Origin of the sequence: Cupriavidus pauculus, from assembly GCF_003854935.1 — a bacterium.
Lineage (GTDB): Bacteria > Pseudomonadota > Gammaproteobacteria > Burkholderiales > Burkholderiaceae > Cupriavidus > Cupriavidus pauculus_C.
In genome coordinates this window covers 724482-746184 of sequence record NZ_CP033969.1, presented here as the reverse complement: position 1 = coordinate 746184, position 21703 = coordinate 724482, and the positions used below count along the sequence as shown (strand labels likewise).

Sequence of the window (21703 nt, the reverse complement as noted above, 5' to 3'; positions counted from 1 at the left end):
CCCGCGCCCTTCGATGTCTACGCCCGCCAGCCCGTTCCGCCCCGCCCCGCCCGGGGGCCGCGGGCGCGCTGGCGGATGGGTTTCGCCTGCCCACCGGTAAATGGATTACTCTCCACCGCCGCTCTTCAAGCAAGGCACGTCCGCTGTCGCCCGGCTGGTCGTCTTCGTGGCGATCGCGCTGGCGCTGCTGATCGTCGACGCGCGCTTCGACGCCATGCGCATCGCCCGCCAGGTGGCCGCTACCGTGCTGATGCCGGTGGAGCGGCTGGTACTGGTGCCGCGCGACGCCCTGCGCGGCGTCTTCGACTACGCCCAGTCATCGGTCACGCTGGCCAATGAAAACCGCGAACTGCGCCGCCACGCGGTGGAGCAGGCCAACGCCTACGTGCGCCAGTCCCAGCTGGAGGCCGAGAACGGCCAGCTTCGCAAGCTGCTGAACCTGCAGCAGCAGTCGGCCACGCCGGTCACGGCGGCCGAGATCCTCTACGACGCCCGCGACCCGTACAGCCAGCGCATCGTGATCGACCGCGGCAGCGCCCAGGGCCTGCGCACCGGCTATCCCGTGATCGACGAGCGCGGCGTGATCGGCCAGGTCACGCGGGTGTCGCCGTTCCAGTCCGAAGTGACGCTGCTGACCGACAAGGACCAGGCCATCCCCGTCCAGGTGGTGCGCAACGGGCTGCGCAGCGTGGCGTTTGGCGGGTCGCGCGCCGGGCTGCTGGACCTGCGCTTCATGGCGGCATCGGCCGACCTGCAGCAGGGCGACCTGCTGGTGACGTCGGGCCTGGACGGCACCTATCCGCCGGGCCTGCCGGTGGCGAAGGTCGTGCAGATCGAGCGCAAGGCCGATACCGCGTTCTCGCGCGTCTATTGCGAGCCGGTGGCGGGCGTGCGCTCGCACCGGCAACTGCTGGTGGTGCGCTACGAGTCGGGCCTGGGCCCGCGCCCGCAGGAGGAAACCGCCCCGGCCAAGGCCGAGAAGGGCGCCCGTTCCGCCGCCGCCCGCGCCGGCGCAGAGCAGAAGGCGGCCGACAAGCCCGGCGACAAGTCCACCGATCGCCAGAAATCCCTGGAGCGAGCCCAGTGACGACGTCCCAATACCTGTTGCGGCCGGTCAACCCGGTCTTCATCGCGCTGACGTTCGTGCTGGCCTTCCTGTGGAACCTGATGCCGTGGGGCACCACGCTCTGGATCCCGGACATGGTGGCGCTGGTGCTGGTGTTCTGGAACATCCACCAGCCGCGCAAGGTGGGCATGGGCGTGGCGTTCCTGCTGGGCCTGCTGATGGACGTGCATGACGCCCGGCTGCTGGGCGAGCACGCGCTGGCGTACACGCTGCTGGCCTACTTTGCGATCACCATCCACCGCCGCGTGCTGTGGTTCTCGGTCTATACCCAGGCGCTGCACGTGATGCCGCTGCTGTTCATCACCCATGCCGTGCCGGTGGTGATCCGGCTGGCGATGGGTGCGCCGCTGCCGGGCTGGCCGCTGCTGGTGGCCCCGGTGATCGAGGCGGTGCTCTGGCCGATGGCCACCGCGCTGCTGCTGGCGCCCCAGCGCCGTTCGGCCGACGTCGACGAGACGCGGCCGATCTAGTCCAACCCTACCGCCCAGCCGCCGCAGTACCGCCATGACCGAAATCCGCAACGTCGAACTGGAAATCGGCCGCTTCCGCATCCGCGTGGCGGCGGCCGCCCTGTTCACGGTCATCTGCTTTGGCCTGCTGTTCACCCGCTTCCTGTGGCTGCAGTGGTACAAGCACGACCAGTACTCGGCCAAGGCCGAGGACAACCGCATCTCCGTGGCGCCGATCGAGCCCAACCGCGGCATCATCATGGACCGCAACGGGGTGATCCTGGCGCGCAACTATTCGGCGTACACGCTGGAAATCACGCCGTCCAAGCTGACCGACACGCTGGACAACACCATCGAGGAACTGGCGCGGCTCGTCGACATCCAGCCGCGCGACCGCCGCCGCTTCAAGCGGCTGCTGGAGGAATCGCGCAGCTTCGAGAGCCTGCCGATCCGCAGCCAGCTCACCGACGAGGAAGTGGCGAAGTTTTCGGCCCAGCGCTTCCGCTTTCCGGGCGTGGACGTGCGCGCGCGGCTGTTCCGCCAGTATCCGCTGGGCGAGTCGGCCAGCCACGTGGTGGGCTACCTGGGCCGCATCTCGCAGCGCGACCAGGAGCGGATCGACGCGATGGACGAGGCCAACGACGCCGATCCCGCCAGGTACGACCCGCGCAAGGACGCCGACAACTACAAGGGCACCAACTACATCGGCAAGATCGGCCTGGAGCAGAGCTACGAGACCGAACTGCACGGGCTGACCGGCTTCGAGGAAGTGGAAGTGAGCGCGGGCGGGCGGCCCATCCGCACGCTGTCCACGTCGCCGGCCACGCCGGGCAACAACCTGATCCTGTCGCTCGATATCCGGCTGCAGCAACTGGCCGAACAGCTATTTGGCGACCGCCGCGGCGCGCTGGTGGCCATCGAACCGGATACCGGCGACATCCTGGCGTTCGTCTCCAAGCCGACCTACGACCCGAACCTGTTCGTCGAGGGGATCGACTCGAAGACCTGGGACGAACTGAACAATTCGCCCGACAAGCCGCTGCTGAACCGCCCGCTGCGCGGCACCTACCCGCCGGGGTCCACCTACAAGCCGTTCATGGCGCTGGCCGCGCTGACCACGGGCAAGCGCACGGCCGCGTGGGGCATGCACGACCCGGGCTTCTTCACGCTGGGCAACCATACGTTCCGCGACGACAAGCCGGGCGGCCACGGCTGGGTGGACATGCAGACGTCCATCGTGCAGTCGTGCGACACCTATTACTACGCGCTGGCGCGCGACATGGGCGTCAACGGCATCCACGATTTCATGAAGCCGCTGGGCTTTGGCCAGCTGACGGGCATCGACATCGAGGGCGAAAGCCGCGGCATCCTGCCGTCCACGGAATGGAAGCGCAAGGCGTACCGCAAGCCCGAGCAGCAGAAGTGGTACGAAGGCGAGACGATCTCGCTGGGCATTGGCCAGGGCTATAACAGTTTCACGATCCTGCAGCTGGCCAACGCGGTGTCGATCATCGTCAACAACGGGGTGGCGATGAAGCCACACCTGGTGAAGGCGGTGGAGAACTCGGTCACGCGCCAGCGGGCGCTGACGGTGCCCAAGGAAAGCTACCGGCTGCCGTTCAAGCAGGCCGACATCGACGTGATCAAGAAGGCGATGGTGGCGGTGACCCATTCGGGCACGGCGGCGCGCGTGTTCGCGGGCGCGGCGTACGAATCGGCCGGCAAGACCGGCACGGCGCAGACCTACACGCTGGCCAAGGGCGAGAAGTACAACCACCACGCGCTGGACGAACGCAAGCGCGACCACTCGCTCTACACGGCCTTCGCGCCGGCTGACAAGCCGAAGATCGCGCTGGCGCTGATCGTCGAGAACGCCGGCTTTGGCGCGGCCGTGGCGGCGCCGATCGCGCGCAAGGTGATGGACTACTACCTGCTGCGCAAGTGGCCCGAGGAACTGCAGGCCACCGCGCCGCCGCCCGAGGAGGCGCTGCGGGCCGGCAACCGCCCGCCGGTGGACACGCCCAGCGTGTTCACGACCGGCGACACGGCCAACGCGGCCACGGCCACGGTCATGCAGACCGCGCCGGGCACCGTTGCCGCGGCGTCGGCCGCCGGGGCCAGCGCGCCCGCCGTGGCCGGTGCGGCCGGTGCGGCCAGCGCCGTGGCCGCCGCGTCCGGCGCGGTGCCGGCGGCGCGCACGGCGTCGGAGTCGATCGCCGCGCAGCTCGATCCCGCCGCGATCGCCCCGGCATCGGCCGTGGTGACGCTCGACGCCCGCATGCTGCAGGCGCTGGGCCACAGCAAGCCGCCCGCGTCGGCACCGCAGGCCCCGGCCCCCAAGGCCACGCCCGCGTCGGCGCCGGCACCCAAGCCCCGCACCCAGCCGGCCCGGCCCGCCAAGGTGGCGCAGACCGCCCCGGCCGGCGCCGGCCAATCCGCTTCAGAGTAAAGGAGACGCGCCATGGACAAACGCCGCGTCGCATCGATGATCAAGACGGCCCTGACCGGCTTCGACAAGCCGCTGGCCCTGATCGTCTTCCTGCTGTTCGCCACGGGCATCGTGGCGCTGTATTCGGCCGCCATCGACATGCCCGGCCGCGTGGAGGACCAGCTTCGCAACATCCTGCTGTCGTACGTGGTGATGATCGTCATCGCGTATATGCCCACCCAGTTGCTGATGCGGGTTGCCGTGCCGCTCTACACGGTGGGGGTGGCGCTGCTGGTGGCCGTGGCGATGTTCGGCCTGATCCGCAAGGGCGCGCGGCGCTGGCTGAACGTGGGCATGGTGATCCAGCCGTCCGAGATCATGAAGATCTCGATGCCGCTGATGCTGGCGTGGTACTTCCAGAAGCGCGAGGGCGTGATCAAGTGGTTCGACTTCATCGTGGCGCTGGCCATCCTGGGCATCCCGGTGGGCCTGATCGCCAAGCAGCCAGACCTGGGCACCGGCCTGCTGGTGCTGGCCGCCGGCCTGTACGTGATCTACTTCGCCGGGCTGTCGTGGAAGATCATCCTGCCGCTGCTGGCGGTGGGCGTGGTGGCCATCACGCTGCTGGTGGCCTACGAGAGCCAGATCTGCGCGCCGGGCGTGAACTGGCCCGTGCTGCACGACTACCAGCAGCACCGCGTCTGCACGCTGCTGGACCCGACCACCGACCCGCTGGGCAAGGGCTTCCACACGATCCAGTCGATCATCGCCATCGGCTCGGGCGGGGTGACGGGCAAGGGCTGGCTCAAGGGCACCCAGACCCACCTCGAATTCATCCCGGAAAAGCACACCGACTTCATCTTCGCGGTGTTTTCCGAGGAGTTCGGGCTGATTGGCAACGCGGTGCTGCTGGTGCTGTACCTGCTGCTGATCTTCCGCGGGCTGTATATCGCGGCCAACGCGCCCACGCTGTTCTCGCGGCTGCTGGCCGGGGCCATCACGCTGATCTTCTTCACCTATGCGTTCGTGAACATGGGCATGGTGAGCGGGATCCTGCCCGTGGTGGGCGTGCCGCTGCCGCTGCTGAGCTATGGCGGGACGGCGCTGGTGACGCTGGGCATGGGCATCGGCATCCTGATGAGTATTTCGCGGCAGAAGCGGCTGATCCAGACCTGAAGCCGCCCGCTAAGGCACTTTGCTACACTGCCAGCCGAAAAAACCTGAATTCGTACCGGTAGAAGCTTATGAACGCGCAAGACGTTGCCGCTTTCCTGCAGAACAACCCCCAGTTCTTCGAGGACCACGCCGAGCTGCTGGCCACCGTGCAGCTCACCAGCCCGCACAGCCACCGCGCGGTGTCGCTGCAGGAGCGCCAGATGGAAATCCTGCGCGAGAAGAACAAGGGCCTGGAGCTGAAGCTGGCCGACCTGGTACGCCACGGCCACGAGAACGACCGCACGCAGCAGCGCATGCACGCGTGGCAACTGCGCTTGCTGGCCGAGGCCGATTCCCACGCGCTGCCGTACGCGGTGCAGGACGGCCTGCAGCAGGTGTTCGACGTGCCGGCCGTGGCCCTGCGCCTGTGGAACGTGGCCGAGCCGTTCGCGCACATGGAAGTGGCCCAGGGCGCCAGCGACGACCTGCGCCTGTTTGCCGAAGGGCTGCGCGCGCCGTACTGCGGCGCCAACAGCGGCTTCGAGGCGGCCGGGCTGCTGGAGCGCGACGACATCGCGTCGCTGGCCATGGTGACGCTGCGCGCGCCGGCCCGCTCGGCCGAGGAGGACGCCGGCCCGGCGTTCGGCCTGCTGGTGCTGGGATCGCCCGAGCCGCGCCGCTTCCACGAAGGCATGGGCACGGCCTACCTGTCGCAGATTGGCGAGGTGGCCGGCGCGGCCCTGAACCGCCTGCGCGACTGAGCGGCCTGCCGGCCCGCCACCTCGCCCGCCATGACCCGCCGTCCGGCCAAGCCAGATCCCGCCGCGGCCGATACGGCCCCGAAGCCGCCGCCCGATCCGCTCGTGGCGCGCTACCTGGACTGGCTGGCAACCAACCGCAAACTTTCGGAATACACGCTCGTCGGCTACGGCCACGACCTGGCCGTGCTGCAGGAATCGGCCATGCGGCTGGCGCCCGGCGTGCCGCTGCTGGCGCTGGAAACCCGCCATATCCGGTCGTTCGCCGCCCGGCTGCACGGCGGCGGGCTGTCGGCCCGGACCATCGCGCGGGCGCTGTCGGCGTGGCGCGGCTTCTATCTGTGGGCGGCGCGGCATGGGCATGGCGTGGCCGCCAATCCCGTCGATGGAGTGCGCGCGCCCAAGCGCGGGCAGCCGTTGCCCAAGGCGCTGTCGGTGGAGCACGCGGTGGCGCTGGTGGCGCACCGGCGCGGCGACACGGCCGACGCCGCGCGCGACCAGGCCGTCTTCGAACTGTTCTATTCCAGCGGGCTGCGGCTGTCCGAACTGACCCAGCTAGACGTGCGCTACACCGAGGACGGCGACTACCGCTCGGCCGGCTGGCTGGACCTGGCCGGCGCCGAGGTGACGGTGATCGGCAAGGGGTCGCGGCGCCGCACCGTGCCGGTGGGCAGCAAGGCGATCGAGGCGCTGCGGGCATGGCTGGCGGTGCGCGATACGCTGCTGCGCCCCGGCGCGCTGCCCGAGGACGCCCACGCGCTGTTCCTGGGCGCGCGCGGCCGGCGGCTGTCGGGCAGCACGATCCAGACGCGGATCAAGCAACAGGCGCTGGCGGCCGGCGTGCCGACCAACGTCCATCCCCACATGCTGCGGCACTCGTTTGCCACGCACCTGCTGCAATCGTCGGGCGACCTGCGCGCGGTGCAAGAAATGCTCGGCCACGCCAGCATCGCCACGACGCAGGTCTACACCTCGCTCGATTTCCAGCACCTGGCCAAGGTCTACGACCAGGCCCATCCGCGCGCCGGGCGGTCCGCCAAGGGCGCCGCCAGCGCGCCGCCGCCGGCACCCGAGGCGCCGGATGCCGACGAGTAGGTCAGTCGGCTAGGTCCACTGCGACAGGATGTTCCGAAAGCGCTCCATCTCGGGCAGCAGCCACTGGCGGAACGCCTGCACCTTCGGGGTTTCCAGGCTGGCGTGCGTGCAGACAAAGTGCAGCAGCCACGGGCACGGGATGCTCACGTCGAACAGCCGCACCACGCGCCCGGACAGCAGGTCGTTATAGGCCAGCGACGAGCGGATCAGCGCGATGCCCTGGCCCTCGGCGGCGGCCTGCAGCAGCAGCGACGAATCCTGCATCATCAGGCCCTTGGTCGGCTCGGCCCAGGTCAGCCCGGCGGCCTCGAACCACGGTTTCCACGGATCGCCCTCGCCGCGCAGCAGCGGCATGCCGGCCATGTGCGCGGGCTGCTCGGGCAGGCGGCCGCCGTTGAAGTTCGGGCTGCAGACCGGAAAGAACACGTCGTCGAGCAGCCGCTCCACATACAGGCCCGGATACTGGCCGCTCCCCATCCGCAGCGCCACGTCCACCTCCTCCGAGGCAAAGTCGACCAGAGAGTTCGACGACAGCAACTCCACGTCGAACTCGGGGTGCTGCTCGATGAAGCTGCCGATGCGCGGCGTGAGCCAGCGCGCGGCAAACGACGGCATGGTGCTGATGGTCAGGCGCTTCTCGCGGTTGCCGGCCTGCAGCGCGCGCGTGGCGTCGGCAATCTGCAGCAGGGCGTCGCGCACGCGCTCGGCGTAGAGCCGGCCGTTGGCGGTCAGCATCACGCGCTTGCCCCGGCGCTCGAACAGCGGCTGGCCCAGTTCCTCCTCCAGCGCGCGGATCTGGTGGCTGACCGCGCCATGGGTGACGAACAGCTCGGCCGCCGCGCGCGAGAAGCTTTCGTGGCGTGCGGCGGCCTCGAACGTGCGCAGCGCGGCCAGCGCGGGCAGGCGCGGAAATTCGCGTTTCCAGCTACGGGGTTCGTCGGGATGCCAGGCGCCGCTCCAGACCATGATGACCTCGGCTATGTGAGATGAGCTAACAAGACCCAAGAATATATATCGTTTTGATAGTGGCGTGGACCTCCCTAGAATCCAATGCACCGGACCCCGCCACACGCGCCCCCAACTGTGCTGGTCCAATGACCAAGCCAGTTCCGGACCTGCCGGCCGCGCGCCGGGCCCCGGACTCACGGAGAACCGATCATGAAAGCCCTACTCACAACGACCGTCTTCACGCTGAACCCCGGCGAAGTGGCACCGCTGTCGGTGCACGCCGCCCAGCGCCTGTTCGTGGAAGATGCCAAAGGCGTGGACGTATGGGTGACCCGCGAGAACGATTCCGAGGACTACTGGCTGCGCTGCGGCGGCAGCCTGCTGCTGCGGCGCGGGGATGAGATCGTGCTGAGCGTCGACCCGCGCGCCAGCGGACCGGTGCGGCTGGCCCTGATCGCCGAAGCCCGCCGCCCGGTGCTGACGCTGGCCGACGTGCCGCACATGGTGTACCGCGCCGTGAAGCGTCTGGTTCGAGGCACCGAATGGACGCCGGGGAAAGACAAGGTACACGCCTCCTGAGCGCGCTGCCGACAGCCGGCCGCACCTGAAGCTGGTGTGGCCGCCGCGCGATGACGGGCAGCCGCGCAGGTGATTTTCGCGGCACCTTGGCGCCACCCTAGCACCACCCGCCACAGGGCCGGACTGCCAGCGCAGCCCGGCCCTTTTCGTTACACTCTCGGGCATGCATCCGATCCAAGTCATCGACCAGGGCCGCCAGCCGTACGCGCCCTGTTTCGACGCCATGCGGGCCTTCACCGCGGCCCGCACGCCCGAGACGCCCGACCAGATCTGGCTGGTCGAGCATCCTCCCGTCTACACGCTCGGGCAGGCCGGCGACCCGGCCCACCTGCTGGCCCCGGACGACGCCATTCCGGTCGTGCAGATCGACCGTGGCGGACAGATCACCTATCACGGCCCCGGCCAGGTCGTGGCCTACCTGCTGCTGGACCTGCGCCGCCGCCACCTGATGGTGCGCGAGCTGGTGCACGATATCGAGCAGGCCGTGCTGGACACGCTCGCGGCGTATAATCTCGCAGCCGAACGCAAGGCCGGCGCGCCCGGGATCTATCTGACCGACGGACCCCACCGGGGCGCCAAGATTGCCGCGCTCGGGCTCAAGATCCGCAACGGCTGCAGCTACCACGGCGTCAGCCTGAACGTGCAGATGGACCTGGGCCCGTTCCTGCGCATCAACCCGTGCGGCTATGCCGGGCTGGAAACAGTCGACATGGCCACGGCGGGCGCCACCTTCGCGGCGGCGGACGATGCCGGCCCGCTGCCCGTTACCGCGGCACAACAACCCGCAATCGCACGACGCCTGGCGGCGGCCCTGTGCGAGGTCCTGTCGGCGCGCGAGTCGCGCGCGCGGCAGGCCCACGGAAATGCCGCCGCCGAGGCTGCCTGACCGTGGCACGCCCCGCCCCGATTCAACGCCCAACATGCACGCGGCTGCGCGTGCGGAGAACAGTATGAGCGACGCCCTGATCGCCACGTCCAGCGAAGCCCCGCAAAGCCCTGCCGCGCAAAGCTCTGCCGAATACGACGCCACGAAGAAGCAGAAGTCCGCCGAGAAGACCGCGCGCATCCCCATCAAGATCGTGCCGGCCGAAAAGCTCAAGAAGCCGGACTGGATCCGCGTCAAGGCCGCCACCGGCAATTCGCGGTTCTACGAGATCAAGGACATCCTGCGCGCCAACAACCTCGTCACCGTCTGCGAGGAAGCCAGCTGCCCGAACATCGGCGAATGCTTTGGCAAGGGCACGGCCACGTTCATGATCATGGGCGACAAGTGCACGCGCCGCTGCCCGTTCTGCGACGTCGGCCATGGCCGGCCGGACCCGCTGGACGTGAACGAGCCCGGCAACCTGGCCCGCACCATCGCCCAGCTCAAGCTCAACTACGTGGTGATCACCAGCGTGGACCGCGACGACCTGCGCGACGGCGGCGCCCAGCATTACGTCGACTGCATCTCGCAGACGCGCGAGCTGTCGCCGAACACGCGCATCGAGGTGCTGGTGCCGGACTTCCGCGGCCGCCTGGACAAGGCGCTGGACATCCTGCAGGTGTCGCCGCCCGACGTGATGAACCACAACATGGAAACGGTGCCGCGCCTGTACAAGCAGGCCCGCCCGGGCGCCGACTACGCGCACTCGCTGAAACTGCTACAGGAGTTCAAGCGCCGCAACCCGGACGTGCCGACCAAGTCCGGCCTGATGGTGGGCCTGGGCGAGACCGACGAGGAAATCCTGGAAGTCATGCGCGACATGCGCGCCCACGACATCGACATGCTGACGATCGGCCAGTACCTGGCGCCGTCGAACCACCACCTGCCGGTGATGCGCTACGTCCATCCGGACACCTTCAAGATGTTCGAGGAAGAGGCGTACAAGATGGGCTTCACCCATGCGGCCGTGGGTGCCATGGTCCGCAGTTCGTACCACGCCGACCAGCAGGCCCATCAGGCCGGGTTTGCCTGACCGGCCCCTCCGGCCCGTCCTGCCCCGCACAGAAGCCGCGTCCCTCCGGGGGCGCGGCTTTTTGCTTGATGGGGGCTGGATGTCTGCATCGCGCCTTTCAGCCACCTTTCAGCGGGGGCGCCCGCCGCGCCGCTTTCTCCCCGTTTCGGCGCCGTTTGCCGCATTTCCGTGCAAAACGACCTAGGGTTCCCCCGAGGTGCCGGGCATGACCATGTTTCGATACCATGAATTTATCGATAAATCGTCGATGAAATTTTCTTGAGTCACGCGGGGATTCCCGACGACGCCGTAACGCGGTGCCTGTGACGCCTACACTGCATGCACCGAACCCGATCCAACCTGTGAGCCCGTCCATGCCCCACTGCACCGTTCACCGTCTGGCCGAACAGGCGCTGCTGTACAGCGTGGCGCCGCCCGCGTCGCTGGACGTCCAGCGACGCATCTGGGCGATGGCCGAGCGCGCCGCCGACTGGCGCGGCGTGGTGGACGTGGTGCCGGGCATGAACAACCTGACACTGACCTTCGACGCCAGCGCCGACGTCGACGCGCTGGAGCGCAACCTGAAGCTGGCCTGGGCGTCCGGCGAGACGCGCAACGCCACGGGCAAGCTGGTGGAGATCCCCGTGCGCTACGGCGGCGAGTTCGGCCCCGACATTGCCGACGTTGCCGCGCACACGGGCCTGTCGCCGCAGGAAGTGGTGCGCCGCCATGCGGCGGGCGAGTACGTGGTCTATTTCCTGGGCTTCCAGCCCGGCTTTGCCTACATGGGCGGGCTGACGCCCGAGCTGGCCACGCCGCGCCGCCGCGAGCCGCGCCTGGCCGTGCCGGCCGGGGCCGTGGGCATCGGCGGCGAGCAGACCGGCATCTATCCGGCCGTGCTGCCCGGTGGCTGGCAGCTGATCGGCCGCACCGACGCCCAGTTGTTCGTCGCCGACCGCGACCCGCCGTCGCTGTTCGCGCCGGGCGATACCGTCCGCTTCGTTGCCGAGGAGGTGCTGCTGTGATCGAGATCATCCGACCCGGCGCGCAGGCGTCGGTGCAGGACCTGGGCCGCGTGGGCTTCCGGCGCTTTGGCGTGGGCCGCTCCGGCGCCGCCGACGACCTGGCGCTGCGCGTGGGCAACCGGCTGCTGGGCAACGACCCCAACGCGGCGGCCATCGAATTCACGCTCGGCCGCGCGGCGTTGCGGTTCGACGCCGACATGCGCGTGGCGCTGACCGGCGCCGAATGCAGCGCCAATCTGGACGGCGTGCCGGTCTGGTCCTGGCATGCGTTCGACGTGCGCCGTGGCGAGACCCTGACGCTGCCCGCACCGCGCGGCGGCACCCGCACCTACCTCTGCGTGGCCGGCGGCATCGACGTGCCGCTGGTCATGCAATCGCGCAGCACCGACCTGAAGTCCGGCTACGGCGGCTTTGAAGGCCGCGTGCTCAAGGAGGGCGACCGCCTGCCCGCCGGCCGGCCGGGGCTGGCCGCGCCGCAAGACTGGGTCGGCGTGGCCGCGCCGGGCTGGGCGCTGCCGGCCAACCGCCAGGGCAACGCGCTGACCATCCGGCTGCTGCCCGGCCCCGAGTATCCCGATTTCGAGCCCGCGTCGCAGCAGGCGCTGTGGTCGGCTGACTGGACCATCACGCCGCAGAGCAACCGCATGGGCCTGCGGCTGGAAGGCCCCGCGCTGGCGCGCCGCGCCGAGCGGTCTGCGGACCTGCTGTCGCACGGCGTGGTGCCGGGCGTGATGCAGGTGCCGCCGAACGGCCAGCCCATCGCGCTGATGAGCGACGCGCAGACCACGGGCGGCTACCCGAAGATCGGCACCGTGATTGGCGCCGACCTGTGGCGCCTGGCGCAGGTGCCGCTGGGCGCCACCGTGCGGTTCGCGCAGGTGACGCTGGACCAGGCCGCCGCGGCGCAGGCCGAGGTGGACCGCTACCTGCGCCAGATCGACCAGGCGCTGCGCTGGCAGGACGGCGGCATGCAGATTGCCGCGCGCCGCCGCACCACCACGCGGTTCGTCGCATGAATTCCCCCGCCCCCATCCATCCGGAGAACGTTCCCATGCAAATCGACCTGAACGCCGACCTTGGCGAAGGCTGCGGCAACGACGAAGCCCTGCTCAAGCTGATCAGTTCCGCCAACGTCGCGTGCGGCTGGCACGCCGGCGACGCGGCCACGATGCTGCAGACCGTGAAATGGGCGCTGGACAACAACGTGGCCATCGGCGCGCACCCGAGCTTTCCGGACCGCGACAACTTCGGCCGCACCGAGATGCAACGCGACCCCGAGGCCGTCTACGCCGACGTGCTGTACCAGATCGGCGCGCTCGACGCCATGGTGCGCGCGCAGGGCGGCCGGCTGGCCCACGTGAAGCCGCACGGGGCGCTCTACAACATGGCCGTGCGCGATGCCCGGCTGTGCGACGCCATCATCCGCGCCGTGCGCGACTACGACGCCAGCCTGGTCTTCTTCGGCCTGGCCAACAGCCAGATGATCACGATGGCCCGCGACGCAGGGCTGCGCGTGAAGGAAGAGGTCTTTGCCGACCGCGGCTACAACCCCGACGGCACGCTGGTCAGGCGTGGCACGCCCGGCGCGCTGCACGACGACGAGGACGTCGCCCTGAACCAGACGCTGTCGATGATCCGCGACCGGCAGGTGCGCGCCATCGACGGCACCTGGGTACCGATTCGCGCCGAAACCGTGTGTCTGCACGGCGACGGCGCCCACGCGCTTGCCTTTGCACGCCGCATCCGGGAACGGCTCGGCGCGGAAGGCATCGCCATCCGGGCCAACTGACGGGCCAACCCCGCCAGCGCTGGCTTTGCTCCACTCCGCACTCAGGTAAGTCCTATGCAACCGGCTGTCAACCTTTGGCCCCTGCTGGGGGTCGGTGTCATCATCCTTGGCTTTGTCCTGCGGTTCAATCCCATGATGGTGGTGGCGGCAGCCGCCATCGTCACGGGACTGGCCGCGTCGATGCCGCTCGAACAGATCTTCACGGCGATCGGCACCGCGTTCGTCAAGGCGCGCAACCTGCCGCTGATCATCCTGCTGCCGCTGGCCGTGATCGGCCTGCTGGAGCGCCACGGGCTGCGCGAGCACGCGCAGGCGTGGATCTCGCGCATCGCGTCGGCCACGGTGGGCCGGCTGCTGATCGTCTACCTGGCCGTGCGCGAGCTGACCGCCGCGGTGGGCCTGACCAGCCTGGGCGGCCATCCGCAGATGGTGCGGCCGCTACTGGCCCCGATGGCCGAAGGCGCGGCCGAGAACCGCTTCGGCCATCTGCCCGAGCCGGTGCGCCAGCGCGTGCTGGCGTTCTGCGCCGCCACCGACAACGTGGGCCTGTTCTTCGGCGAGGACATCTTCGTGGCGTTCGGCGCCATCGCGCTGATGCACACCTTCCTGCTGTCGTCGAACATCGACGTGGAACCGCTGCACATTGCCGTGTGGGGCATCCCCACCGCGATCTGCGCGTTCCTGATCCACGCGGTGCGCCTGAAGCGGCTGGACGGCTGGCTGGAGCGCGAACTCGGTGGCCCGCAGGCCGCCGGCACTCCGGCCACCGCCGGCGCGAAGGGGGAGTGAGCGATGATCGTCTCGATCGAATACCTGTACTGGCTGGCCGGCCTTGTCCTGCTGATCACGGCGCTGATGACGTTCACGGACAAGGCGCATCCGCGCCGGCTGTCCACGGGCCTGTTCTGGCTGCTCTACGCGGTCATCTTTCTCGTCGGCGACAAGATCCCGCCGGCCATCGTGGGCGTGGCCGCGGTGGTGATGGCGCTGATCGCCGGGTTTGGCGGCGTGGGCATCGGCAAGCACGGCACGCTGCCCGAAGCCGAGCGGCGTGCCAGCGCGCGGCGCCTGGGCAACCGGCTGTTCATCCCGGCGCTGCTGATTCCGCTGATCACGGTGCTTGGCACGGTGCTGTTCAAGGACGTGAAGATCGCCGGGCTGCCGCTGCTCGATCCCAAGAACGTGACGTTCGTGTCGCTGGGCATCGGCTGCCTGGTGTCGCTGTTCGTGGTTTGCTGGCTGACGCGCGACACCGTCACGCAGGGCATGCGCGAGTCGCGCCGGCTGATCGAGTCGCTGGGCTGGGCGCTGGTGTTGCCGCAGATGCTGGCCATGCTGGGCCTGGTGTTTGCCGACGCGGGCGTGGGCAAGGCCGTGGCGCACCTGACCACGTCGTACATCAACATGGACTTCAAGCTCGTGGCCGTGGCGGTGTACTGCGTGGGCATGGCACTGTTCACGATCATCATGGGCAACGGCTTCGCGGCCTTCCCGGTCATGACCGGCGGCGTGGGCGTGCCGATCCTGGTGGGCGTGTTCGGCGCCAACCCGGCGGTGATGGCGGCCATCGGCATGTTCTCGGGCTACTGCGGCACGCTGATGACGCCGATGGCGGCCAACTTCAACATCGTGCCCGCCGCGCTGCTGGAACTGGACGACAAAAACGCCGTGATCCGCGCGCAGGTGCCGTCGGCGGTGGCCATCCTCGTGGCCAACATTTTCCTGCTCTACTTCCTGATGTAAGGAAACCACCATGCCCCGTACCGTTCTACTGACCGGCTTCGAGCCGTTCGAGCAGGAGCCGATCAATCCGTCATGGGAAGCGGTGCGGGCGCTGGACGGCGCGCGCATCGGCGACGCCGTGGCGGTGGCGCGGCAGTTGCCGTGCGTGTTCGGCAAGGCCATCGACGCGATGGCCGGGCTGGTGGCGTCGCTGCAACCGGACGTGGTGATCGCCGTGGGCCAGGCGGGGGGGCGCACGGAACTGTCGATCGAGCGGGTCGGCATCAACGTGGACGACGCGCGCATCGCCGACAACGCGGGCGCGCAACCCGTGGACCTCGCCATCGCCCCCGACGGCCCCGCCGCCTACTTCTCCACGCTGCCCATCAAGGCCATCGTCCGCGACCTGCGCGCGGCCGGCGTGCCGGCCATGGTGTCGCAGACGGCCGGCACGTTCGTCTGCAACCACGTGTTCTACGGCCTGATGCACACGCTGGCCCAGCGCGGCCTGAGCGGCGTGCGCGGCGGCTTCATCCATATCCCCTACCTGCCTGAGCAGGCCGCCCGCCATCCCGGCGCACCGAGCCTGGCCCTGGACACGCTGATCGCCGGCCTGCGCGTGGCGGTGGCGACGACGCTGTCGACCGAGACCGATATCCGCGAGCAGGGCGGGCAGCTGCATTAGGCGCTGACTCTCCCTAGGCCTTTTCCGAAGCCCTTCCGCCTGCACGGCCGAAGGGCTGTTCGCCTTGTGGTTACGCGGCCCGCGCGAGGGCTCCGCGTCGGCAAGTCGTCCTTGACCTAAGCCAAAGCTGGCCCGTATCGGCTCACGTAGTGTGAGGCGCCATGTGCATGCGTCGGGCATGCCACGTCGAATGGAGCCGTGCAACATGTGGAAAGTCGGGAGACGCCGCAGGTCAATGCGCTTTCAGTCAGCCAGCCGCCATGCTGGTCGTCCGGTGCGGGGCGCGATATGAGCCCGCCGAGGATCGTCATCCCGCCCACGCTCATCGACGACGACGGCCAGCCGTACACCGTCTCGACGATGAGCCCCGTCGAGGAGAACATCGAGAAGATCGTCCTCCTCAAGCCATGCATCATCCCCTTGCTGTTCCTGCCCGGCATCATGGGCACCAACCTGCGCAACAAGACCGACGGCAGCAAGGCCTGGCGCCCGCCCAACACCGACCTCGTGGGACTGCCGAACGCCTTCCTGCAGTTGATCGTCTACGCCTTCACGTCAGCCGAGGAACGGGCTGACACCCTGGCCATGGACCGGGTGGAGGTGGACCCCAGCGGCCCCATCGACGCCGGCAGGAGCGGCCTGCCAAAGAACGTACTCAAGGCGCGCGGCTGGGGCGCGCTGATGCGGTCCAGCTACCACCCGTTCATGGCCAAACTGGAGTTCTACCTGAACAACCTGGCCTTGTATGACTTCGAGCGCAACGAGGTGGACTTCAAGGAATGGGCCCACGAGACCGGCGCGGAATCGCCCACCGACTGGGGCAGCGAGACCGGCGAGCCGCTGACGCGCGAGGAAATCCTGCACGCGGCGCGGTACAAGTTCGACGTCTGGGCCGGTGGCTACAACTGGATCCAGAGCAATCGCGATTCGGGCCAGCAGATCAAGGACTTCATCGAAAACCAGATGCTCCCGTTCTACAACCAGGGCCGCACGATCCGGGTCACCGGCACCCCCGACGGCAAGGGCAAGGACGAAGCGACGATGGTCCGCAGGCGGCCATCACGCGTGGTGGCGGAGAAGGTGATCATCGTCACGCACTCGATGGGCGGCCTGGTGAGCCGCGCCCTGACCGAAATCCACGGCTGCGACAAGGTACTGGGCGTCTCGCACGGCGTACAGCCGGCAACCGGCGCACCGGCCGCGTACAAGCGAATGCGGGCCGGCTTCGAAGGCAAGGAACAGATCATCCTGGGCAGCAACGCGGCAGAGGTGACGGCCGTATCCGCGCAATCACCCGGCGCGCTGGAACTGCTGCCGACAGCCGACTACAACGACGGAAAGCCATGGCTCTTCGTGCGAGAGCGAAAGGTAGGGCAGGGAGCCCAACATCCGCCGGTGCTGGCGCTGCCCCAGCACGGTGACCCGTACTCGGAGATCTATCAGACGTCGGCCTGGTATGGGCTGGTGCCCGAGCATAACGAGGGGATGTTGTTGTTGGGAAGGCGGGCGAGATCTGAGCCGGGTCATGTCCCAAAGAAGGTCGAAGACGAATGGGGAGAGGAAAGAAGAAATCTTCACCAACGGCTTAACGAAGTGCAAGCATTCCACACCGATGTGAAGGATCGTTACAAAGACCCGACGTATGTCCACTTTGGTGCGCAGGGCAAGCGAAACGAGGAACTCGATCAGGGAGGCTTGTTTGGGACGGGCCTGATGGCCGCCACTGACAGGTGTGCATGGGGCCATGTCTGCTGGGAAGCCCGTGACGTAGGCGCAATAAACCCAGACACTGTACGCATTGTCGCCGACGACGGAAACGGACGAGTTCGGACCAGCAACGGTTTGTGGATGCAAATTGCGGCGCCACAGTCGCCAGGCGATGGAACGGTACCGGTGGAATCCGGCGCGGCGCCCGCCGGGAAGCCAGGGGTCGTCATGTCGTTCGCGCACGGTCACGAGAATCCCGGTCACCACAACGCTAAGTTTTGCTATGACCATCAGGATAGCTACAACGACGAGCGCGCTCTTTTCGCCACGCTGTACGCCATCATCAAGATCGCCCAACGGGCAGACTGGTATCCGTCAGACAAGGAGCAATCTGCATGACTCAAAGTTGGAAGACCATCGCGATCGGTCGTCATCTGGTCGACGTGCCCGACACCGCTACTGTTATCCCACAGTGGAAGTACAACGCAGTACCCATCACTCTTGTCGATGACGTCCGGACCGACGTGAAGTACGACGACATGGTGAACGAGCGCGAACGCGTATTGCGGGCCGCCAAGCACAACAAGTTCGGCACGTTGTTCGTGGAACGCGTTCAGCATGAGAACCGGGCGGTGACGCTAATTTCATGGCCCAAGCCGTCCTATACCTATGTGTATCTCTTTGAAACCTACTTTCGCGTCGGCGAACAGACCGTCTTTTACTCCGGTGAAGTCACCGACACTCGCCGCGATTCGGCATTGCGTACGAATAATGCGCTAAGCCAATGTTGGCAGCCCTCTGTCGACACTGCAATACCGGAGGGCATCGGATTCGTCGCACGCAATGTGGTGCTAGTGCGAGATTTCTATAACCGGGAAAGCTGGACCCTAGCCATCCGCCTTGCCGGCAAGCCCGACGTTGCTCTGCGCATCGCCACCTACGCGCGAAGCGTGGACCGCCCCGGGTTGCGAGAGCGGGCAGGCGGGATATTGCCAAGCTTGCTGCGATCCTTCGCCGGCATGCATCAGTTGCGCAACCAAGCGCGTGATGTAGGGCCGATTGTGGGTCACGAAATCCTGGTGGCGGGGACCGAAGCTGGCAAGCGACATTACGCCTTCAAGTGGGAGTCGCCGGGTAAGGCGTACGAGCTGGGCGACCCCCATATCAACGTCTCCATGAACGTGACGGAGAGCGACTACACCACCAACGAAGCCTCCTTTGCCGACGACGCGGAAGCGTTGGAGATCTGGGATCGGCTTGTCGACTCGATTCGGCTGCGGCCGGGTGCCGTGGGGCCGGGGGAGTGATGATGCAGGTCTGGAAGACCATCGCAATCGGTCGCCATCTGGTCGACGTGCCTGACACTGCAACCGTCATCCCGCAGTGGAGGTACAACGATGCGCCCATCAAGCTGGCAGATGAAATCAGGACTGATGCGGAATACGCCATGATGATCGACGAACGCGAACGGGTGTTGCGAACGTCCAGGCACGACACGCACCACACGCTGTTTGTCCAGCGTGTGCAGCATGCAAACGGCGGGGTAACACTGGTTTCTTGGCGCAAGCCAACCAGCATGTACGTTTTTCTTTTTGAGACGTTTTATCGGGTTGGAACTCAGACGGTCATTTACTCCGGCGAGGTGACCGACGACCTGCGCGAGGCTGTGCTACGTGCTGAGGAAGAGCGAGGCCGTTTCTGGCAACTGATCGAAGACGAAGCAATTCCTGACGAGGCGGGATACATTGCGCGAAACGTGATGTTGGCGAGGACGCTTTACAACCCCGAAAGCTGGACCCTAGCCATCCGCCTTGCCGGAAAGCCCGACGTCGCCCTCCGCATCGCCACCTACGCGCGAAGCGTGGATCGCCCCGGACTGCGAGAGCGAGCTGGCGGGATATTGCCAAGCTTGCTGCGATCCGTCGCCGGCATGCACCAGCTGCGCAATCAGGCGCACGATGTGGGACCGATTGCGGCCCACGAAATCCTGGTGGCGGGGACCGAAGCTGGCAAACGACATTACGCCTTCAAGTGGGAGTCGCCGGGTAAGGCGTACGAGTTGGGCGCCCCCCACATCAACGTCTCCATGAACGTCACGGAGAGCGACTACACCACCAACGAAACTTCCTTTGCCGACGACGCGGAAGCGCTGGAGCTTTGGGACCGGCTCGTCGATTCGATTCGGCTGCGGCCGGGTGCGGTGTGACCGTGCGACTGCTCAGGATTGCGGTCGATTGCTCTCGCGCCGTCCCTCGGTCGCCGCCGCCACGGCTCTTGCCGTTGCGCGGCGCTGGGCGCGTTTCTGCAGGCGGCGGCGCAGCGTGATTTGCTCGAAGCGCCAGACCACGTAGAAGAACGCCAGGAACGGCCATAGCCAGCCCAGCCATTGGGCGAGGCTGTTGAAGTGCACGAAGCGGCCCATGCGCCAGCCCTGTTCGGAGATCCACGCGTACGGGTTGGGCGGCAGGATGTTGGTCAGCACGACCAGGCCGACCAGCGCCACCACGGCCAGTACGGCGCGCAGCCAGCGGGGCAGGCGCAGCAGCAGGACCAGCACCAGCGAGCTGGTCAGCAGCGCAAAGCGTCCGCCTTCGGAGAGCCAGTTGAATGCGTTGTCGTCGGGGAACTGGAGCTCGGCCACGCATGCCTTGATGATCAGCGCGGCGGCCAGCAGGCCGGCCAGGATGCGCAGCATCGGCGCGGAGCGGCGCATTGCCACGGACGCGAACAGGCCCGTGCCGATCCAGCTCGACGCCGTCACCAGCGTTTCCAGCAGCAACTGGTTCTGCAGGTCGTCGGGCCGCAGGTTGATGCTGTCCTGCCACGCCACCAGCGCCGGAAAGTACGCCTGCACCCAGGCCATCGGCCAGGAATCGGGATCGGTCAGCCATTCGCGCACGATGCCGCCCATGCCGAACAGGTGCTCCTGCGGAAAGATCTGCGCGAACGGCCACAGCACGATCAGCACGATGGCAAAGCTGGCGTGGGGCTCGAACCACGCCAGCCGCAGCCGCGTCAGCGTGCCCCGGTCGATCAGTGCGCCGGTGAACGGTGCCACCACGGCGGCGCCCAGCATGGCGCCCAGCGCGTTGGTGATCAGGTCGATGTTCGACGGGATGCGCGTGGGCAGCCACGTCTGCAGCGCCTCCATGACCGACGACAGCAGCGCGCCGGCGATCAGCGCGATCAGCGTCGCGCGCGCGCCGGATACGCGCGGATGCAGCGACAGCACCACCAGCGCACCGAACGGGCAATAGCCGATGACGTTGGTCAGCAGGTCGAAATCGGTGATGTAGCGCGGCTTGGGCGCGGTCAGGAACGCGAACGGCGAGATGCCGTTGTTGACCCATCCGGAGAACGGATAGAGGCTGGCGTACGCCACCAGCAGCGTGAAGCAGACCAGCCCCACGCGCGCCAGCGGCGAATGGCGGGGCAGCCAGCCGTCCAGTTCGGGCTGTACCGGGGTCTGCGGCGGGGCAGGCGGGGGTGGATTGACCGTGGTCATGACTACGGGAAACCTTGTGACCTCAGTCGCACTATAGGCGCTCCGCGCCTCACTGGCGCGGCGGGTTGGGCTTGGGCGTGGCGTCCGGCGACAGCGGTACCGTGTCCCGGCCGGGCGGATTCTCGCGCGGAAGCTGGGCCGGGCCGCTCGCGGCGGCGGCCTCCAGCGGCAGCGTGGCGGCCCAGTCCAGGATTGCCGCGATCACCGCGTCGCTGCCGGCCGACAGCGCCTTGACGCCGCCCGCGCCGTCCGCGCTGGGCGCCGGCTGCTCGGCCACGAACGTCTTCTGGCCGATCAGCCCCCGATGGAACACGGTGGCCCGGGCGCGCACCACGCCGCGGCTGCTGGTGGCGGAATCGAAGACCTGTTCGAAGCCAAGCAGGTCCACCTTGATCGCCGGCACGCTGGTGTCGCCGTACCAGGTCAGTTCGCCGCGCGACGACACCGCGTCGCGCAGGCGGTCGTCGAACAGCCGCGTCGGCGCGTCGACCCAGCGCTGCGTCGAATACGACTGCAGCCGCTGCGCCTGCGTGTACTGGAGCCGGTAGTAGATGCCGCGCCCGTCCATCCACGTCGGGCCGTCGGTCTGCGCCACGCGCAGCTTGGGCAGCCGTGCGGGCGGCTGGGACGGCGCAGCGGCCAGCGGGCCAAGATCGAAAGTGGTGCTCGGCTTGGACGGCGACAGCACGCTGCAGCCGGACAGGACAAGAAGCAGGGCCAGCGTGGCAAGGGCGGAAGCGGTTCTCATGGAGGATTCCCGTCGAGGGTTCTGGCGCATGGAGAGAGGGGGCAGGG

The 21703-nt window shown here is 67.9% G+C and carries 21 protein-coding genes; 18 read left to right on the top strand and 3 right to left on the bottom strand.

The window, feature by feature from the left end; all coding sequences use genetic code 11:
* The first annotated feature begins 100 nt into the window (after window positions 1–100).
* The 6 genes from mreC to EHF44_RS05130 all read left to right on the top strand — a co-directional run bounded on the left by mreC (window position 101) and on the right by EHF44_RS05130 (window position 7011).
* Entirely contained in the window at window positions 101–1087 is a 987-nt protein-coding gene (mreC, locus tag EHF44_RS05155) for a rod shape-determining protein MreC (protein WP_124682760.1), read from the top strand.
* Window positions 1084–1596 carry a rod shape-determining protein MreD gene (gene mreD, locus EHF44_RS05150; RefSeq protein WP_124682759.1) on the top strand — a complete coding sequence of 171 codons (513 nt, stop codon included), beginning with the start codon at window positions 1084–1086 and terminating at the stop codon, window positions 1594–1596. The genes mreC and mreD overlap by 4 nt, the downstream gene beginning before the upstream one ends.
* A 34-nt stretch (window positions 1597–1630) precedes the next feature.
* Complete coding sequence (gene mrdA, locus EHF44_RS05145) at window positions 1631–4024, top strand: penicillin-binding protein 2 (protein ID WP_124682758.1); 2394 nt, start codon at window positions 1631–1633, stop codon at window positions 4022–4024.
* 12 nt (window positions 4025–4036) lie between these two features.
* Entirely contained in the window at window positions 4037–5179 is a 1143-nt protein-coding gene (gene rodA, locus EHF44_RS05140) for a rod shape-determining protein RodA (protein WP_124682757.1), read from the top strand.
* A gap of 68 nt (window positions 5180–5247) precedes the next feature.
* Entirely contained in the window at window positions 5248–5919 is a 672-nt protein-coding gene (locus EHF44_RS05135) for a DUF484 family protein (protein WP_124682756.1), read from the top strand.
* A gap of 30 nt (window positions 5920–5949) precedes the next feature.
* The gene (locus EHF44_RS05130; RefSeq protein WP_124682755.1) at window positions 5950–7011 is read left to right on the top strand and encodes a tyrosine recombinase XerC; all 1062 of its coding nucleotides are present in this window, start codon (window positions 5950–5952) and stop codon (window positions 7009–7011) included.
* Between the two features lie 9 nt (window positions 7012–7020).
* Here EHF44_RS05130 and EHF44_RS05125 read toward each other — a convergent pair whose 3' ends face one another.
* Window positions 7021–7977 (bottom strand): transcriptional regulator GcvA, encoded by a 957-nt coding sequence (locus EHF44_RS05125; protein WP_124682754.1) that lies wholly within the window; start codon window positions 7975–7977, stop codon window positions 7021–7023.
* Window positions 7978–8169: 192 nt separating this feature from the next.
* Between EHF44_RS05125 and EHF44_RS05120 the strand changes: the two genes are divergently transcribed.
* The 12 genes from EHF44_RS05120 to EHF44_RS05065 all read left to right on the top strand — a co-directional run bounded on the left by EHF44_RS05120 (window position 8170) and on the right by EHF44_RS05065 (window position 19609).
* On the top strand, window positions 8170–8538 hold the full coding sequence (locus tag EHF44_RS05120; RefSeq protein WP_124682753.1) for a DUF2917 domain-containing protein: 369 nt from the start codon (window positions 8170–8172) through the stop codon (window positions 8536–8538).
* Between the two features lie 163 nt (window positions 8539–8701).
* Window positions 8702–9424 carry a lipoyl(octanoyl) transferase LipB gene (lipB, locus tag EHF44_RS05115; protein WP_124682752.1) on the top strand — a complete coding sequence of 241 codons (723 nt, stop codon included), beginning with the start codon at window positions 8702–8704 and terminating at the stop codon, window positions 9422–9424.
* Between the two features lie 64 nt (window positions 9425–9488).
* On the top strand, window positions 9489–10496 hold the full coding sequence (lipA, locus tag EHF44_RS05110) for a lipoyl synthase (RefSeq protein WP_124682751.1): 1008 nt from the start codon (window positions 9489–9491) through the stop codon (window positions 10494–10496).
* 353 nt (window positions 10497–10849) lie between these two features.
* The gene (gene pxpB / locus EHF44_RS05105; protein WP_124682750.1) at window positions 10850–11500 is read left to right on the top strand and encodes a 5-oxoprolinase subunit PxpB; all 651 of its coding nucleotides are present in this window, start codon (window positions 10850–10852) and stop codon (window positions 11498–11500) included.
* Entirely contained in the window at window positions 11497–12516 is a 1020-nt protein-coding gene (locus tag EHF44_RS05100; RefSeq protein WP_124682749.1) for a biotin-dependent carboxyltransferase family protein, read from the top strand. Before pxpB ends, EHF44_RS05100 begins: the two co-directional genes overlap by 4 nt.
* Before the next feature lie 35 nt (window positions 12517–12551).
* On the top strand, window positions 12552–13289 hold the full coding sequence (gene pxpA, locus EHF44_RS05095) for a 5-oxoprolinase subunit PxpA (protein WP_124682748.1): 738 nt from the start codon (window positions 12552–12554) through the stop codon (window positions 13287–13289).
* A 54-nt stretch (window positions 13290–13343) separates the two neighbouring features.
* Entirely contained in the window at window positions 13344–14078 is a 735-nt protein-coding gene (locus tag EHF44_RS05090) for a DUF969 domain-containing protein (RefSeq protein ID WP_124682747.1), read from the top strand.
* A 3-nt stretch (window positions 14079–14081) separates the two neighbouring features.
* Window positions 14082–15032 carry a DUF979 domain-containing protein gene (locus EHF44_RS05085; RefSeq protein ID WP_124682746.1) on the top strand — a complete coding sequence of 317 codons (951 nt, stop codon included), beginning with the start codon at window positions 14082–14084 and terminating at the stop codon, window positions 15030–15032.
* Window positions 15033–15042: 10 nt separating this feature from the next.
* Window positions 15043–15696: a pyroglutamyl-peptidase I gene (gene pcp / locus EHF44_RS05080; protein ID WP_124682745.1), complete on the top strand. Its 654-nt coding sequence runs from the start codon at window positions 15043–15045 to the stop codon at window positions 15694–15696.
* Window positions 15697–15894: 198 nt separating this feature from the next.
* Window positions 15895–17802 (top strand): esterase/lipase family protein, encoded by a 1908-nt coding sequence (locus EHF44_RS05075; RefSeq protein WP_253699986.1) that lies wholly within the window; start codon window positions 15895–15897, stop codon window positions 17800–17802.
* Window positions 17799–18710 (top strand): T6SS immunity protein Tli4 family protein, encoded by a 912-nt coding sequence (locus tag EHF44_RS05070; RefSeq protein ID WP_124682744.1) that lies wholly within the window; start codon window positions 17799–17801, stop codon window positions 18708–18710. The genes EHF44_RS05075 and EHF44_RS05070 overlap by 4 nt, the downstream gene beginning before the upstream one ends.
* Window positions 18710–19609 carry a T6SS immunity protein Tli4 family protein gene (locus EHF44_RS05065; protein ID WP_124682743.1) on the top strand — a complete coding sequence of 300 codons (900 nt, stop codon included), beginning with the start codon at window positions 18710–18712 and terminating at the stop codon, window positions 19607–19609. The genes EHF44_RS05070 and EHF44_RS05065 overlap by 1 nt, the downstream gene beginning before the upstream one ends.
* A gap of 12 nt (window positions 19610–19621) precedes the next feature.
* Here EHF44_RS05065 and EHF44_RS05060 read toward each other — a convergent pair whose 3' ends face one another.
* Window positions 19622–20908, bottom strand: a complete 1287-nt coding sequence (locus tag EHF44_RS05060) for a VanZ family protein (protein ID WP_124682742.1) — start codon at window positions 20906–20908, stop codon at window positions 19622–19624.
* A gap of 49 nt (window positions 20909–20957) precedes the next feature.
* Window positions 20958–21656: an ABC-type transport auxiliary lipoprotein family protein gene (locus EHF44_RS05055; protein WP_124682741.1), complete on the bottom strand. Its 699-nt coding sequence runs from the start codon at window positions 21654–21656 to the stop codon at window positions 20958–20960.
* Window positions 21657–21703 lie beyond the last annotated feature (47 nt).

Coding starts and splice junctions, on each gene's coding strand:
- mreC (WP_124682760.1), top strand. CDS start 101: ATGGATTACTCTCCACCGCCGCTCTTCAAGCAAGGCACGTCCGCTGTC.
- mrdA (WP_124682758.1), top strand. CDS start 1,631: ATGACCGAAATCCGCAACGTCGAACTGGAAATCGGCCGCTTCCGCATC.
- rodA (WP_124682757.1), top strand. CDS start 4,037: ATGGACAAACGCCGCGTCGCATCGATGATCAAGACGGCCCTGACCGGC.
- EHF44_RS05135 (WP_124682756.1), top strand. CDS start 5,248: ATGAACGCGCAAGACGTTGCCGCTTTCCTGCAGAACAACCCCCAGTTC.
- EHF44_RS05130 (WP_124682755.1), top strand. CDS start 5,950: ATGACCCGCCGTCCGGCCAAGCCAGATCCCGCCGCGGCCGATACGGCC.
- EHF44_RS05125 (WP_124682754.1), bottom strand. CDS start 7,977: ATGGTCTGGAGCGGCGCCTGGCATCCCGACGAACCCCGTAGCTGGAAA.
- EHF44_RS05120 (WP_124682753.1), top strand. CDS start 8,170: ATGAAAGCCCTACTCACAACGACCGTCTTCACGCTGAACCCCGGCGAA.
- lipB (WP_124682752.1), top strand. CDS start 8,702: ATGCATCCGATCCAAGTCATCGACCAGGGCCGCCAGCCGTACGCGCCC.
- lipA (WP_124682751.1), top strand. CDS start 9,489: ATGAGCGACGCCCTGATCGCCACGTCCAGCGAAGCCCCGCAAAGCCCT.
- pxpB (WP_124682750.1), top strand. CDS start 10,850: ATGCCCCACTGCACCGTTCACCGTCTGGCCGAACAGGCGCTGCTGTAC.
- pxpA (WP_124682748.1), top strand. CDS start 12,552: ATGCAAATCGACCTGAACGCCGACCTTGGCGAAGGCTGCGGCAACGAC.
- EHF44_RS05090 (WP_124682747.1), top strand. CDS start 13,344: ATGCAACCGGCTGTCAACCTTTGGCCCCTGCTGGGGGTCGGTGTCATC.
- EHF44_RS05085 (WP_124682746.1), top strand. CDS start 14,082: ATGATCGTCTCGATCGAATACCTGTACTGGCTGGCCGGCCTTGTCCTG.
- pcp (WP_124682745.1), top strand. CDS start 15,043: ATGCCCCGTACCGTTCTACTGACCGGCTTCGAGCCGTTCGAGCAGGAG.
- EHF44_RS05070 (WP_124682744.1), top strand. CDS start 17,799: ATGACTCAAAGTTGGAAGACCATCGCGATCGGTCGTCATCTGGTCGAC.
- EHF44_RS05065 (WP_124682743.1), top strand. CDS start 18,710: ATGATGCAGGTCTGGAAGACCATCGCAATCGGTCGCCATCTGGTCGAC.
- EHF44_RS05060 (WP_124682742.1), bottom strand. CDS start 20,908: ATGACCACGGTCAATCCACCCCCGCCTGCCCCGCCGCAGACCCCGGTA.
- EHF44_RS05055 (WP_124682741.1), bottom strand. CDS start 21,656: ATGAGAACCGCTTCCGCCCTTGCCACGCTGGCCCTGCTTCTTGTCCTG.